Origin of the sequence: Celeribacter baekdonensis, from assembly GCF_003047105.1 — a bacterium.
GTDB classification, from domain to species: Bacteria; Pseudomonadota; Alphaproteobacteria; order Rhodobacterales; family Rhodobacteraceae; genus Celeribacter; species Celeribacter baekdonensis_B.
In genome coordinates this window covers 3,280,647-3,295,630 of sequence record NZ_CP028475.1, presented here as the reverse complement: position 1 = coordinate 3,295,630, position 14,984 = coordinate 3,280,647, and the positions used below count along the sequence as shown (strand labels likewise).

Genomic DNA, 14,984 nt, shown 5'->3' with positions numbered 1-14,984 from the left:
ATGGTCGAGCAGATTTATAAATCTATTTTGTAGATATGTGAAATCAAATTGATCGCATTGATTGATGAACTCCGCCCTGTTTACCTGTCAGGATCACAGCTTTGGGAGGAGATCTGTTGATGTTGGACATTCCCGTGAATGAGACGGTCACATTGGCCGATCTCACCCGAGACCCATACCCAATTTATCGCCAAATGCGGGCCCAGACGCCTGTGGTGCGCGTGGCGCAGACCAATCGGATTTTCGTCACCCGGTTTGAGCACACAAAGTGGATCAAGGAAAACCCCGAGATTTTTAGCTCGGATGACCCAATGACGCCAATGAAACCGGCGTTTCAGGCCCATACATTGATGCGCAAAGATGGTGACGAACACCGGGCCGAACGCATGGCGATGCAGCCCGCCTTTTCGCCGAAAGTGATCCGTACGGACTGGGCCGATCTTTATACCAAACTGGCCAAAGACTATGTCTCGCGCCTGCCCAAAGGTGAGACGGTGGACATGTTTGCCGATCTCTGTGGCCCGATCGCTGCGCGCATTCTGGCGCATATGTTGGGGCTGGAAGAGGCCACCGACGCACAGATGCAACGCTGGTCCCAGCGCCTGATCGACGGGGCGGGCAATTTTGGCAATGACCCTCAGCTTTTTGCCCTCTCCGACGCGGCCAATGCCGAAATGAACGCGCTGTTCGAACAGGTCATGCCCCGTCACATCGCCACGCCAAACAATTCGGCCTTTTCCGTTATGTTGACTGCGAAAACGCCGATCCCGGTCAGCCAGATGTACGCCAATATCAAAATCGCCATTGGCGGCGGCATCAACGAACCGCGCGATGCTTTGGCGACCATTCTCTACGGGCTGTTAACCAACCCTGAACAGCTCGAAGAGGTCAAACGCCAAGAGGCGTGGCTTGACGCATTTGAGGAAGGCGTGCGTTGGGTCGCCCCCATTCAGGTGTCAGGCCGACGCACCACACGAGAGGTGCAAATCGGCGATCATGTGATCGGCCCAAACGAGACGGTGATGACCATCCAAGCCTCCGCCAATCGCGATGAGGCGGTCTATGCCGATGGCGAGGCGTTCAACGTCTTTCGCGACAAGCATCCCCATCAGGCCTTTGGCAGCGGCCCGCATCATTGCGCGGGCGCTCAGGTCGCGCGACGCACGCTGGGGCAGATCATGTTGCCGCTTTTGTTTGAGCGCTTTCCCAATATGACGCTGCCCGATCCGAAAGAGGTGATTTGGAGCGGCTTTGGCTTTCGTGGCCCGCTCAACTTGCCAATCACCCTCGCTTAATATCAAAATAACGCACTAAATGAGGACTAAATCATGACGAAAATCACATTCGTCCAACCTGATGGCCGCAGCCAGACCGTCAACGCACGCACAGGAGACAGCGTGATGCAGACGGCATTGGCCCATAGCATCGACGGTATTTTCGCCGAATGCGGCGGCGCAATGATGTGTGCCACCTGCCATTGTTACGTTGAGGACGAACGCACCGGAGAGGCAAGCCAAGGCGAAGAGGATTTGTTGGACTGTGCCGAAGACGAGGTGCGGCCCAGCTCGCGGTTGAGCTGTCAGATCAAGGTGACGGAGGATTTAGACGGGCTTGTGGTGCATTTGCCCGTGGCCGTGGAGTGACGGACGCAGGTGTCTTCATTTTGTCGAGGGAGAGGTCGGCAAAGCGGAGGTTCCCGCACATAAGCGCACCAACACACAAACCGGCGCAACGCCGTCGGATCTCAGGGAGGAGACCCACATGACCACATCATTCACCCGCCGCACGGTTTTGGCGAGCATGGGGGTGGCGCTGGCCACTCCAGCGTTTTTGAAACGCGCCAATGCCGCCGAAGTGACACTGAAACTGCATTCGATGTTGCCCGCACCGGCGACGATGAACACGCAGTTTTTTGAACCGTGGATCGAAGAAATCCGCACCGCCTCCGAGGGCGCGATTGACATTCAACTGTTCCCCTCGATGCAGCTTGGCGGCAAGCCCGGCCAGTTGCCTGATCAGGTCCGCCAAGGTATTTGTGACATCAGCTGGACCCTTCCGGTCTATTCGCCGGACCGCTTTCCGGTCGCCGAAACATTGGCGCTGCCCTTTATGGTCACCAATGCCGAAAAGACCTCCGTGGTCATGCACAAGCTGATGGATGAATTTGGCCAAGATGAATATCCGGGCACGAAAACGCTTGGCTTTCACACCCATGACGGCGGCAAATTCCACACCCGCGAAGGGCTCATTCACACCGCTGATGATCTCAAAGGTCTCAAACTGCGCGCGCCCAATCAGGCGACGGGCAAGCTGCTTGAACTGATGGGGGCTGAGACGGTGTTTTTCCCGGTGACCGAAATGGTTGTTGGTCTCTCAAACGGGGTGATCGACGGCTGTTGCCTGCCCTATGAGGTGGTGCCTGCGTTCAAGCTGCAAGAGCTGACCAAATTCTCCTCGGCCCCTGCCCCTGCGTCGCGTGGCCTGTACGCCAACACCTTTTCGATGTTGATGAACCAACGCGCCTATGAGGGCCTCTCGGACGATCTGCGCAAAGTGATCGACGATCATTCCGGCATCGCCCTGTCGCAACGTATTGGCCGCCAGTTTGATACGTTTGAACAGATGGGCAAAGAGGTGGTGGTCAAAGAGGGCAACACCATCGGTGAAATTTCGGCCGAGGAAATTTCGGCATGGCGCGAGATCGCACAGCCGGTGCATCAGGCTTGGGTCGACAAGCTCAATGACCGCGGTCTGGATGGCGCGGCAATTTTGGCCCGCGCCAATGAATTGCTGGACGCTGATCAACCCGCCTAAGGGCTTTGAGCGACACGGCCTCTGGTCCAATCGGGTAGACCTCGGCTGGACCGCTGTCACACATGCTTTGGTGCACACACGGGCTTCTGACTTGGCCTCGTCCGACAGGGCGGGTATGACTGCGGCTCTGTTAGACATGGAGCCTGTTTTGGATCACGCCGCCGCCTCACCCGACGCCATCGCCGCCCGCATCGCGCGCACCATCGCCACCGAAATCTCCGCCGCCCCCTCGCAAGTCAGCGCGGCGGTTGATCTGTTGGACGGCGGCGCGACCGTGCCCTTTGTCGCGCGCTACCGCAAAGAGGTCACCGGCGGTTTGGATGACACGCAATTGCGGATGCTTTCAGACCGGCTCACCTATTTGCGCGAACTCGAATCGCGCCGTGCGACGATCCTGAAATCCATTTCCGAACAGGGCAAATTGACTGCCGATCTGGCCAAATCCATTGCCGGGGCCGACAGCAAATCAACGCTTGAGGACATTTATCTGCCCTACAAACCCAAGCGCCGCACGAAGGCGATGATCGCGCGTGAAAACGGTTTGGAGCCATTGCTGCGCGCGATTGATGCCGACCGGGCGGCTCTGCCCGAAACCTTGGCCGAAACCTATGTGTCCGAGGCCGTTCCTACCGTCAAAGATGCGCTCAACGGCGCGCGCGACATCCTCACCGAGGAGTTGTCAGAGCGCGCCGATCTTTTGGGCAAGCTGCGTGATTTCATGCGACGCGAGGCCTTTATCACCGCCAAACTCATTGCGGGCAAAGAGCAGGAAGGCGCGAAGTTTTCCGATTATTTTGATCACCGCGAACGTTGGTCGGATATTCCGTCCCACCGCGCCTTGGCGATTCTGCGGGCCGCGAAAGAAGACGTTGTGACGATGGAAATCGGTCCCGATTCTGAGGAGGGCGAACCGCGCGCCATCGCCATGATCGGTGCGGCTTTGGGCACAGAGGGACAATTGCCCGGCGATGAATGGCTGCGCGGTGTGGCGCGTTGGGCCTGGCGGGTAAAATTTTCGATCTCGCTCTATATCGACCTGTTGGGCGAATTGCGCCAGCGCGCTCACGAGGAGGCAATCAACGTCTTTTCCCGCAATCTCAAAGACTTGCTCTTGGCCGCCCCGGCAGGCGCGAAAGCCACGCTGGGCCTGGACCCTGGTATTCGCACCGGCGTGAAAGCCGCCGTTGTGGACGCCACAGGCAAGGTTTTGGACACGGCAACAATCTATCCATTTCAGCCCAAAATGGATGTGCGCGGCGCAGAGGCCAAGCTCATCGAGTTGATCGGACGGCACAACATCGCCCTGATCGCCATCGGCAATGGCACCGCCAGCCGGGAGACCGAGCGACTTGTCTCGGACACGCTCAAACGCCTGCCGCAGGGCGTCAAAGCGCCGACCAAAGTGATCGTATCCGAGGCCGGTGCCTCGGTCTATTCAGCCTCCGAATTGGCGGCACAGGAGTTCCCCGATCTCGATGTCAGCCTGCGCGGCGCGGTCTCGATTGCCCGCCGCCTTCAGGACCCTCTGGCCGAATTGGTCAAGATCACACCGCAATCCATCGGCGTTGGCCAGTATCAACATGACGTCGACCAAAGACGGTTGTCGCAGGCACTGGACGCGGTGGTCGAAGACGCGGTGAACGCGGTCGGTGTGGACCTCAACATGGCCTCCGCACCGCTGTTGGCGCAGGTTGCAGGGCTTGGACCGTCTTTGGCCCATGCCATCGTCGTGCACCGCGACCAACATGGGGCCTTCCCATCGCGCAAAGCGCTTTTGAAGGTTGCCGGTTTGGGGCCAAAAGCCTTTGAACAATGCGCCGGGTTCCTGCGCATCCGTGACGGGGCGGAGCCTTTGGACGCCTCCTCTGTTCACCCCGAAGCCTATGATGTGGCGCGCAAAATTGTCTCTGCCTGTGGTCGTGATATTCGCGACATTATGGGTCAGACCGCCGCACTCAAAGGCCTGAGCGCCGAGGCATTTGTCACCGGAGATTTCGGGCTGCCGACCGTGCGAGACATTTTCACCGAGCTGGAAAAACCCGGTCGTGATCCGCGGCCAGAATTCAAAACCGCGAGCTTCACCGATGGGGTTGAGGACATCAAGGACCTGAAGCCGGGGATGAGCCTTGAGGGCACGGTGACCAATGTGGCCGCCTTTGGTGCCTTCGTTGACATCGGCGTGCACCAAGACGGGTTGGTCCATGTGAGCCAACTGGCCGACCGGTTTGTGAAAGATCCGCATGAGGTGGTGAAAGCCGGAGATGTGGTGCGTGTACGGGTGACGGAGGTTGACATTCCGCGCAAACGGATCGGACTGACAATGCGCAAGGACGGCGGTGAGGCCACCGAGGGCCGTCGGACCGACGCAGCTCCCGCACGCGGGAAATTCGCCGCCAAACCGCAGGGCGCACCATCGGGCAAAACGGGTGGAAAACCGGGCGGTTCAAAAGATCATAAAAAAGCCCCAGCGCCACAGAACCGCGCCCCAAACCCAAGTGGCAACAGCGCCCTTGGAGCCGCTTTGCTGGACGCGATGAAGAAAAAACCCTGACCTGACTGCGATATAGAGCGGCGAAGATATGCAAAGAGACCCTTCTGGGTCTCTTTTTGCCCCCTAAGGCGGACAGTGGGTCAGCGCAATGAGACCTTGCCCAGCACCGCGTGGACCGCCGTAATCAGTGTGGGAATGTCGGCGGCACTTAATCTGGCGACATTGATGCGACCACCTTTGACGACATGGATGGCATGATCGCGCGTCAGGGCCAGTTCCTGTTCCGACGAAAGCGGCAGCAGCGAGAACATCCCCGATTGCCGCCCGAGGTAACTCAAATCAGTGCGCCCGAACTCTTGCTCTTCGCAGCGCACGATTTCGGACCTGACGGCAATCACACGCTGGCGCATATGATCAAGCTCGTCCAGCCCCTCCGCCACCGCCGAGTTTCAACGCATCATCCAGACCACACCCAATATCTTGGCCTGTCACAACACCACCGGCGCGGATGATTTCCTGTTGATTGTGGTGGCGCGCGACCTCGACGATTACAGCGCCTTTGTCGACACGACACTGCGCCGCCTGCCTGGTGTGACCAGCATCCGATCGAACCTATCGTTGCGCGAGATGAAGGGCTCGACGCGCCTGCCGATTGAGTCGCAAGAGTGAGGCCGGTTCTTACGGCAACATGCGTGATCCACCGAGCGGTAGCGTTGGGAACGGATTGACGTGGTGACCAAAACGCCCAGCAGCGCATGGTCACGCTGAGACCAAGCCCAACCAAGCTTTTGAACAGAGCGCAACCCGTCTGGCCTCTGCGCCAAGAACCCCTTAAAGCATTTGGAAACGCTAAGGAGATGCCGTGTGAAAAAGTTAACCTTGCCTGAAAGACCGCACTGGCGCGATCATGCACGTGAGGTTGGTTTTACCTTTGCCGACATGCATGGTGCCCCCTATTGGGATGAAAGCTCGGCTTACGCCTTTTCGCTGGAACAGATCGAGACGGATATTGAAGACCCGGCAACGGAGCTTCATGCAATGTGCCGACAGGCGGTTGATCATATTATCGCCAGCGAAGAGCTTATGGATCGCCTTGCCATTCCCGAGGCGCACCGCGACCTGGTTGCTGAGAGCTGGCACCGGGGTGATCCCGAAATATATGGTCGCTTTGATCTTGCCTATGATGGCAACGGACCAGCCAAGCTGTTGGAATATAACGCCGACACCCCCACGTCCCTCTATGAGACGGCCGCCTTTCAATGGCAGTGGCTTGAAGATCAACTTGCGGCGGGTGTACTGGTCGAGGGCAGTGATCAGTTCAATGGCATCCATGAGGCGCTTGTCGCCCGCTTTGCTGAGGTGTTTGCGCCCGAGACCGATCTGCATTTCACCGCCGTTGCGGACAACCCTGAAGATTACGCCACGGTTGAGGCGATGGCATGGGCTGCCCGTGAGGCTGATTTGGGCGCGCATTATTGTGATCTTGATAAAATCGCGGTGAGCGAGGATGGCCAGTTTTTGGATGACCAAGATCGTGTCATGGGCGTGCTGTTCAAGCTCTATCCGTGGGAAGATCTTTTGCGCGAAGACTATGCCGCCCACATTGCGGGCTCCGGCTGTTTGTTTTTAGAACCGGCCTGGAAGGCGCTTTTGTCAAACAAAGGGCTTTTGCCGGTGCTGTGGCAGATGTTCGAGGGCCACCCTAACCTTTTGCCCGCGTTTTTCGCACAAGACATCGAGGACGCGATCACTGGTCACGGAGCTGTCGCACCGGCGGTGGCCGCCGCCTTTGGCCGAGCCGAAGCGCAACTACACGCCGGGCATGTGCGCAAACCGATTTTGTCGCGCGAAGGGGCGTCGGTTTCGATCGTCAAACAGGGGGAGGTGATTGAGGTCTCGCAAAACACCTCCTATGCGGATCAGCCGCAGATCCTTCAGGCCTACACCCCGCTGCCGCGGTTTGACGGCTTCCGCCCGGTGATTGGCGCATGGATTGTTGGCGACACCTGTGCGGGTCTTGGCCTGCGCGAAGATCAATCACGGATCACTCAGGATTTGTCCCGCTTTAAACCGCATTTTATTACAGGATGAAGTGCGCTAAAAGCGCCCTCAGCTCGACCACAACATAGGTTTGTCATGATCAAACGCTCCAAAACTGTCGCCCTCACGATTCTCGGCGCCGCCGCCTTTACTCTTGCAGGCTGCCAAGAAGACACGGTGGATGCTGCGGCGTTTCCCGATCTGAAAAGCTGTACCAATGCGGCCCAAAATGGCGGCATGTTCTCGGCACAAGATTGTAACGCCGCCTTTGCCGATGCAGAAGCGTTGCACGTAGAAGCCGCGCCACGCTATGACAGCCTCAGCGTGTGTGAAGAACAACATGGCCAAGGGGCCTGTGGGACTGAGGCAGCGGCAACTCAAGGCGGATCGGGCAGCATCTTTATGCCGTTGATGATGGGCTACCTGATTGGCAACATGCTTGGCGGATCAAAGGCAAGCCAGCCGCTTTATAAAACCCCGAATGGGAAATTTACCAATGCGACGGGATCAAGCACCTTTTCCGGCAATTCAGGTGCGACCAAACTGAGCACATCGCAATTCAATCGCCCGCCGACAACGGTTGGCAAACCGCCAATGTCGCGCGCGACAGCCATGTCACGCGGCGGATTTGGCTCCCGATCCAGCGGCTTTGGCGGCTGACACGGACGGCGCTGTCTCGCCTCGGTTCTGCGCCTCGAAGAGAACCGTCTTTGAGCGCCAATCCTGCTCGGGTTGGATCTTTTAGGGGCGCCAGCTTCCCATTCGACTTGTTTTTCCTCTCGCGCTTGGTTCGCTATCACTACGTTGTAGCATGTCGAATGTCGTTCCTTGATATGAACCGCAGTCACATTTATGTCGCCAACCTCCGCCTTCTCCCATGGTCCGATAAACTTCTGCACGTGGAAACAGACCTTGAGGCCCTCCGCCCAGACCTTCTCTCCACCTGTCAAAACGCCTTCCAGACCGAGGCCAAGCTCGACGACCTCAAACTCCCCACGCTCACCGAGGCTGTCAAAGCTCACCCGGGTGAGAAGGTCGAATGGTCCGAGAGTTTCCAAATCGGGGCGGAAAAGATCGAAATTGCCAGCCCCGTGGTCCTGTCCCAAACCGCCACGGGCCATGCGGGCTGCGACCGCAGCATTCATCGCAAGAGCTGGAAGTCCGCTCAGGACCGAAAGCACGACTTTCCGCTTCTCGCGCACCGTTGCCTTTTTTGCCACACCGTTGAATGCGCTCCATTTGCTTCCACGTTGCTTCCACGGGCGGATTGCAAACGCCGAAAGCCGCCCGAAGGTGGCGCGTAACATATTGATATAATGTTATATTTTTGGTTGCGGGGACAGGATTTGAACCTGTGACCTTCAGGTTATGAGGGTCAGCCCTGCGTCCGAAATAACTGCGTTATTTCCGGACCTTAGCCAACTTCCAATGTCGTAACGTCGGTGTCGTGTCGCATGGAGCAGCCGCAAACCGCTGCGAATAAACGGTAATCGCGTTACCCTAACAGCTTCGCCGCCACCATGGCCATGGCTTACTTATGACCAGAGAACTGACGGCTATGCGTTCGTCCAAATACTTGACCCGCAATTCGCTGACACAAGACCGGGCCAGTTTGCCGCTGATCTGGGCGCGCGGATGCCTAGCAAGCATCAGCTATGCGCACGAAGCGGCCATTCAAATTATCCTCCGACTTGCCGCCTAAACAAACGTAGTGGCGATCCGCATATTTTCGTCCGGTTTTCATTTCATTCATCAGCAATTGTAATATCGTATCGGGTTTTGTCCTTTGTGGCGAACGCCCTCAGGCAAGCGTTTTCCGCGCGCACCCACATAGTGATTCCAAACCTCCTCGGGAGCCTTCTTTCCATAAAATCCGAACCGCGAAGAGCTCGTTTCGGCAAAGCGGGTTGCAGGAAAATTATCCAGAGTGGCAGGCAACCATCGCTCAGCCACGAAGATACCGCGCACAATGCCGTGGATCACCGCAAGAATAAAGTCAGCCTGTTTTGCACGATGCTCCGATATCCGCCAAGCATATCTGACACGGTCAAGTAGTTCTTGCTCTGAATTGTGATCAGAAGAGTTTATGTTGATCAGTATGAGTTTTTTGTTCCCGAGATCAACTTCAGGCAACGCATACTTGTCAACAATCTCCTGCGCATGCATGGGCCCGCGATCGTTGCTGTGATGGCCCGCAGATTTATTCGACAATCCGGAATAGGCATCGATAAGAGATGCCTCCACCTCATACGCCGTTTTGGCGTTATCAATCCCATGTCTATGAATGATATGTATGACATTCAGGCCGGATCGTCGAATGTCATTTATCCGCTTCACCTTTAGGCTTTCTTCATCGTCCAGCATGAGATCGCCATCAACGTCATCGCTGCCATTAGCGGTTACATCGCTGGCGAGAGTGGCGTTTATGTGCTGGAAAATCCGATTTCCTTTGCCCTTGCCAACATAGAACGTTTCGCCGTTACGAGGATCGATCAGTCGGTAGATGTAAAATTGAAGTTTTTCGCCAACTCCGGCTGGAAAAGTGTCCATTGCTACGTCCAAATATATTACCTCATAACAAATTAGGACAAATCGGACCAAGAGGCAAAGGGCTCTTTGCGCAGATAGCCGCTTCGCCAAGGTGCGGGTACTTGGCCTCGCCGGACATGTCATGAGCAGGGCACATCTGTTCACCATTTGTATGGTTGTGTCAGGTGGAGAATAATCGCTAGCCCAGCAGCTTCGCCTCGACCATGGCCATAGCCTTCTGATGGTCGGGTGACGGGAACAGATGCCCGTAGCGTTCCATCGTCATCTGGATGGAGGAATGGCCCGCGAAGGTCATGATCTCCTTGATCGAGAAGCCCTGCTCGATCCACAGCGACACGGCGAAGTGGCGCAAGTCGTGCCAGCGCATCGTCACCTCGACCTTTTCCTGCAGCTTGCGGAACCGATCCTGTGTGCGGGTGTGCTGCAGAATCCCGCCCTGCGGCGCTGGGAATACCAGCCCCAGTTCGCTTTTCGGGCAACGCAGTTTCCAGCGGCGCAGGGCATTCAGCACCATCGGACCTGCCGGGATGTCGCGGAACCCTGCCCGCGATTTCGGCTCGCCCATCTGGTTGTAGGCGTCGGCGCGCTGGCGGATGTGGATGAAGCCCTTGTCGAAACCCACGTCCTGCCAGCGCAGGCCCCGCAGTTCTGACGCGCGCAGACCGCCCAGCGCCGAGACGATCAGGTGCGGCTTGAAATCCTCGTCCGCCGCCTCGATCAGGGCGCGGATCGCTTCCTTGGACGGCACTGGGGCCTTGTGCTCGATCCGGCTGGACTTGATCACCCGAACGCCCTGCGCGGCGTTGGTGAACAGCTGGCCATTGTCAATAGCGTGGTCGAGAATCAGCTTAAGCACCGAAATGGCGCGGCGGGTCAGATGTTCGGAGCGGCCATTCAGCAGCAGCCGGTCGCGCAGTTCATTTACATGGCGACGGGTCAGCTGGGCGATCAGCTTGTCCCCGATCCCGACCACCGGCGCGGTCAGGTGCAGCCGTACATAGTCGCTGTAGCCGCGCAGGGTGGAGCGTTCCATCCGTCGCCCGGTCTTGCAGCGCACCTCGCAATGATCGAGCCAGCTTTTCGCAGCCCCGGCCACCGTCGTGCTGTCGCTGTCGGCCAGATAGGTGTGGTTGGCGACCAGCGAGCGAACCTTGACCAGATAGATATCCGCATCCTTGCGGCGTGGGAACAGCTTGGACCGTCGCTTGCCCGCCTGGTCGGTGAAATCCACCTGCCAGCGGACCAAGCCCGAGGGCAGCGTGCGTTTGCGGATCGTGGCCATGATTTTCCTCCATGAGCGTGAGCAACAGGAACGGTTGTCAACGCGCGCGAATGGCGTTAGAAACCGCCTCACAAACACTTGCAATGAACTGTTGCGTGTGTAAAGCCCTTGTTCATGAACGGAGCCCTTAACAATGACAGCCAACGAACGGAGCGGTGCGGAAGCCCCCGAAACGTTCCTTTATGGCGACACGGAAGCGGTGGCAGCGTCAGGCATGCCCGTGCCATCCCTGCGTGTCTTGAAGACTGCCCGGGCCATTCAGGCTCAGAAAACGCCCAAGGAGCATGGTGGCTTCAAACGCATGTGGCACGAGGAAGATGTGCTGATCGCCTCGATTGGTGCCGCGATGAGCGAACATTTCGCCTGGAACATCCGGATCGTGGCAGAGGCGATGGCCAAGACAAGACCGGGCACATGGGCCGCGCTGACAGCCTCGATTGCTGGGACTATTTCACCCGAAGCTGGTCCGCTGATCCGATCATTGCCAGACGACTGGTATCTCGACCTGGTAGACCGGAAGCTCCTGTTTCTGAGGGTGCCACCTCTTTTCACCATGCTTTTCCACGATGCACCGCCCGGAGAGACCAACCTGCTTCTTGGGCAGGCGACATCGAAGGACACGTTCCAGATGCTGCCTTGGCTGCTCGGCCATCCCGAGGGTCGCGCCAAGCTGGCGGCCATCACCTCCCCGGCGCAGACCACGAACGCCGAACGAGCTTACAAACTGGCCATGGCAACCCGCGCCAACGCGCTGAGCACGGCCAGCATCAACATCAGCATGCAGGTTCGCGCCGGATGGCGCCGCCTCCACGGCCTTGACGTCCATTTCCTCCAAGACGCCCTGCCCCAGAAAGGAACCCCCAATGACCCACCACCCTCGATCCCTTGACACCCTGAAGCAGACCGCGACCGAGGCGACGCTGTGCGATGATCTGCTGCACGGCGCAGATGCAATCGCCAAGTTCATGTTCGGCGACGCGAAGCACCGCCGCAAGGTCTACTACCTGACCGGTGAGGCACCGAAGGGCATGCCGCACTTCAAGATGGGATCTTTAATCTGCGCACGAAAAAGCACCATCCTGAACTGGATTGCCGAACAGGAGAGTCGTGCATGACAGCCGCGCCTGCGGATGATCTCACCGACCTGCGCCTGACCCTCCATCGCAACGCCTATCACCCCGTCCCCGTCCTCGGTCCGCATGTAGCCACGAAGGCCGCCGGAAAGCGTCCAGCCATGAAATCCTGGGAGGCCATCTGCGCGACGGCTGACGAGGCCGAAATCACCCGCTGGACCCACGCCCAGCGCAATTGCACCAACACCGGTCTGCTCTGCGGCACCCTGATCGGCATCGACATCGATGTGCTGGACGCTGGCCATGCAAGTCGACTGACCGGCATGGCCACCGATATGCTAGGGCCTTCACCCTTGTCTCGCATCGGACGCGCGCCGAAGATCCTGCTGGCCTTCCGCACCGATACTCCCTTCGAAAAGGTGCAGACCAGCGAGTTCCAGATGCTGGAAGGCACAGTGGCGCGGGTCGAGGTGCTGGCCACCGGGCAACAGTTCGTGGGTTTTGGCATCCACCCTGACACCAAGGTTCCCTATCACTGGCCGGAACGCTCGCCGCTGGAAGTGCGCCTCCAAGACCTGCCCATCGTCAGCCGCGACGGCTGCGCCGCATTCATCGCCGCCGCTGAGGATTACCTGCGCAAGGTGGGCGGCCAGACCACCAGCGAACGGCGCGTCATGGATCGCGAGGGGCGCAAGCTCGCCGGGCTGAAGCCAAAGGAAGCCCCGTCGCACGAGCTGATTGCCGAGGCCGTCGCCCATATCTCGAACAACGACCTGCCCTATGATGAGTGGATCAAGGTCGGGCTGGCCCTTTACGCCGCTCTTGGCCCAGAGGGGCGCGACCTGTGGGATGTCTGGTCAGCCGAAGCCGCGAAAAACGATCCGGCGCATACCGCCGAGAAATGGGACAGCTTCTCATCCGTGCGCAACGTCACTGTCGGCACACTGTTCTGGCTGGCCAAGCAGAACGGTTGGCGTGCCGCCCGGCCGCGTCGGGTGCGCACCGTTCACACCAGCCGCGACGCGGGTGACGAAACCGCGACCCAAGGCAACCGCCCACTGGTCCGCGTCCGTGCAGGCCAGATGCCCGAGACCATCGACGAGGCAGAAGAGGCCTTGATCGGCGCTGGGCTTGGCTTTTATCAGCGCGGCAGCATCGTCGTGCGCCCGGCCATGGTCCCGGTCGCGATCTCGGGCGGCCGCCAGATCGACGCCCCGCGCCTCGTCCACGTCAAGGCGCACCACATGGCCGAGGCCTTCACCAAGGCCGCCCAATGGGAACGCTTCGACATGCGCGCCGGGGATTGGGTCAACACTGATTGCTCTCAGCGACTGGCGGAAACCTATCTGGCGCGCGAGGGCCAGTGGCGTCTGCCGGTGCTGACCGGGATCATCAACGCCCCGACCCTGCGCGAGGATGGCTCGATCCTCGACCAGCCCGGCTATGACGCGCAGACCGGCCTGCTGTTTGACCCGCAAGGCGAACGCTTCCCCCTGCTGCCGCGCGAGCCTGATCGCGGCACTGCCCTGCGCGCGCTGGGCTTTCTGCGCGACCTGATCGGCAGTTTCCCCTTCGTCACACCCGCCGACCGATCCGTGGCACTGTCGGCCATCCTGACGACGCTGTTCCGCCGCTCGCTGCCCACGGCCCCGCTGCACGGCTTCAACGCCCCCGCGGCGGGCACAGGCAAATCCATGCTGGTCGATCTGGCCAGCATCATCGCCACCAGCCGCCCCGCCCCGGTGATCGCGCAGGGCAAATCCGAGGAGGAAATGGAAAAGCGGCTGGGCTCGGCCCTGATCGCAGGCGACGTGATGATCGCCATCGACAACTGCGAGGAACCGCTCGGCGGCGAGTTGCTCTGCCAGACGATGACGCAGACCAGTCTGAAGGTCCGCATCCTCGGCTCTTCCATAAACGCCGAGGTGCCGAGCAACGCGATCGTGTTCGCCACCGGTAACAACCTCACGCTGATCGGCGACATGACCCGCCGCGCCATCCGCGCCACGCTGGATGCCGGGGTCGAACGCCCCGAACTGCGCGCCTTCGACCGTGATCCGCTGGCCATGGCGGCGGCGCATCGCGGCGACTATGTCACGGCGGGCCTGACCATCCTGCGTGCCTTCCACATCGCAGGCCGCCCATCACAGACCGTGCCGCTTGGCTCTTTCACCGCCTGGTCGGGTTGGGTGCGCGACGCGTTGATCTGGCTGGGCGAGGCCGACCCTTGTGAGACGATGGAAGGCATGCGTGGCGCGGACCCGAAGCTGGAGGCGCTGACAGCGGCACTTGAGGAATGGCGATCGGTGATTGGCACCGACCGCGTGACCGTGCGCGAGATCATCGAGCGGGCCGCCGCGCAGCAGACCCAGTTGTTCGGCAAGGCCGAGTTCGTGAACCCCGAGTTCCGCGAGGCCCTGCTGCGCGTCGCGGGCGACGGCGGGGCGATCAATGGCACCCGGCTTGGCAAGTGGCTGTCGCAGCATCAGAACCGGGTGGTCGCGGGCCACCGCATCATCGCGGCAGGCACCACCGGCAACCGGGCGCGCTGGCAACTGGACGTCGTGAACGCCGATCCCGCCACCGTCAACAACGGTTCTGATCTATTCCGCAGGGCTGCCAATGCGTGACGACCAATCCCGGATTGCCCGGTTAGGTTGGGTGGGTTGGGTTAGGTGCTCCCCACCGGTAACAATGTTTGTCACAGAAACTGTCGGTGACGTGGCACATACAG

13 protein-coding genes and 1 pseudogene are annotated in these 14,984 nt (G+C 59.4%); 11 read left to right on the top strand and 3 right to left on the bottom strand.

Features of this window, described 5'->3' with window-relative positions; genetic code table 11:
* Positions 1-119: 119 nt before the first annotated feature.
* The 4 genes from DA792_RS19830 (at position 120) to DA792_RS19815 (ending at position 5,365) form a co-directional block, all read left to right on the top strand.
* Complete coding sequence (locus DA792_RS19830) at positions 120-1,295, top strand: cytochrome P450 (RefSeq protein WP_107722314.1); 1,176 nt, start codon at positions 120-122, stop codon at positions 1,293-1,295.
* Positions 1,296-1,328: 33 nt separating this feature from the next.
* A complete protein-coding gene (locus DA792_RS19825) occupies positions 1,329-1,643 on the top strand; it encodes a 2Fe-2S iron-sulfur cluster-binding protein (RefSeq protein WP_107722313.1) in 315 nt (104 codons plus the stop codon).
* Between the two features lie 118 nt (positions 1,644-1,761).
* Complete coding sequence (locus DA792_RS19820; RefSeq protein ID WP_107722312.1) at positions 1,762-2,814, top strand: TRAP transporter substrate-binding protein; 1,053 nt, start codon at positions 1,762-1,764, stop codon at positions 2,812-2,814.
* 136 nt (positions 2,815-2,950) lie between these two features.
* Entirely contained in the window at positions 2,951-5,365 is a 2,415-nt protein-coding gene (locus DA792_RS19815) for a Tex family protein (protein ID WP_107722311.1), read from the top strand.
* An 80-nt stretch (positions 5,366-5,445) separates the two neighbouring features.
* Here the strand turns inward: DA792_RS19815 and DA792_RS19810 are convergent, their stop codons facing one another.
* The gene (locus DA792_RS19810) at positions 5,446-5,745 is read right to left on the bottom strand and encodes an aminotransferase class I/II-fold pyridoxal phosphate-dependent enzyme (RefSeq protein ID WP_302666260.1); all 300 of its coding nucleotides are present in this window, start codon (positions 5,743-5,745) and stop codon (positions 5,446-5,448) included.
* Between the two features lie 7 nt (positions 5,746-5,752).
* Here DA792_RS19810 and DA792_RS19805 point away from each other — a divergent pair.
* The 4 genes and pseudogenes from DA792_RS19805 to DA792_RS19790 all read left to right on the top strand — a co-directional run.
* Positions 5,753-5,974 (top strand): annotated as a pseudogene (locus tag DA792_RS19805) (Lrp/AsnC ligand binding domain-containing protein); the annotation flags it as partial.
* A gap of 195 nt (positions 5,975-6,169) precedes the next feature.
* Complete coding sequence (locus DA792_RS19800; protein ID WP_107722310.1) at positions 6,170-7,396, top strand: glutathionylspermidine synthase family protein; 1,227 nt, start codon at positions 6,170-6,172, stop codon at positions 7,394-7,396.
* A 45-nt stretch (positions 7,397-7,441) separates the two neighbouring features.
* Positions 7,442-8,005 carry a DUF1190 domain-containing protein gene (locus tag DA792_RS19795; protein ID WP_107722309.1) on the top strand — a complete coding sequence of 188 codons (564 nt, stop codon included), beginning with the start codon at positions 7,442-7,444 and terminating at the stop codon, positions 8,003-8,005.
* A 239-nt stretch (positions 8,006-8,244) separates the two neighbouring features.
* The gene (locus DA792_RS19790; protein WP_159075339.1) at positions 8,245-8,649 is read left to right on the top strand and encodes a hypothetical protein; all 405 of its coding nucleotides are present in this window, start codon (positions 8,245-8,247) and stop codon (positions 8,647-8,649) included.
* A 448-nt stretch (positions 8,650-9,097) separates the two neighbouring features.
* Here DA792_RS19790 and DA792_RS19785 read toward each other — a convergent pair whose 3' ends face one another.
* On the bottom strand, positions 9,098-9,895 hold the full coding sequence (locus DA792_RS19785) for an LEM-3-like GIY-YIG domain-containing protein (protein ID WP_107722305.1): 798 nt from the start codon (positions 9,893-9,895) through the stop codon (positions 9,098-9,100).
* A gap of 178 nt (positions 9,896-10,073) precedes the next feature.
* Positions 10,074-11,177 (bottom strand): site-specific integrase, encoded by a 1,104-nt coding sequence (locus tag DA792_RS19780; protein WP_107722303.1) that lies wholly within the window; start codon positions 11,175-11,177, stop codon positions 10,074-10,076.
* A gap of 133 nt (positions 11,178-11,310) precedes the next feature.
* On the opposite strand from DA792_RS19780, the gene DA792_RS19775 reads away from it, so the two are divergent.
* From DA792_RS19775 to DA792_RS19765, 3 genes are read left to right on the top strand one after another with little or no spacing between them, the layout of a single operon-like run.
* Positions 11,311-12,066: a hypothetical protein gene (locus tag DA792_RS19775; RefSeq protein ID WP_107722301.1), complete on the top strand. Its 756-nt coding sequence runs from the start codon at positions 11,311-11,313 to the stop codon at positions 12,064-12,066.
* Positions 12,041-12,292, top strand: coding sequence for a hypothetical protein (locus DA792_RS19770; RefSeq protein WP_107722299.1), 252 nt, complete (start codon positions 12,041-12,043; stop codon positions 12,290-12,292). Before DA792_RS19775 ends, DA792_RS19770 begins: the two co-directional genes overlap by 26 nt.
* The gene (locus DA792_RS19765) at positions 12,289-14,880 is read left to right on the top strand and encodes a PriCT-2 domain-containing protein (protein WP_107722297.1); all 2,592 of its coding nucleotides are present in this window, start codon (positions 12,289-12,291) and stop codon (positions 14,878-14,880) included. The genes DA792_RS19770 and DA792_RS19765 overlap by 4 nt, the downstream gene beginning before the upstream one ends.
* Positions 14,881-14,984: the final 104 nt, after the last annotated feature.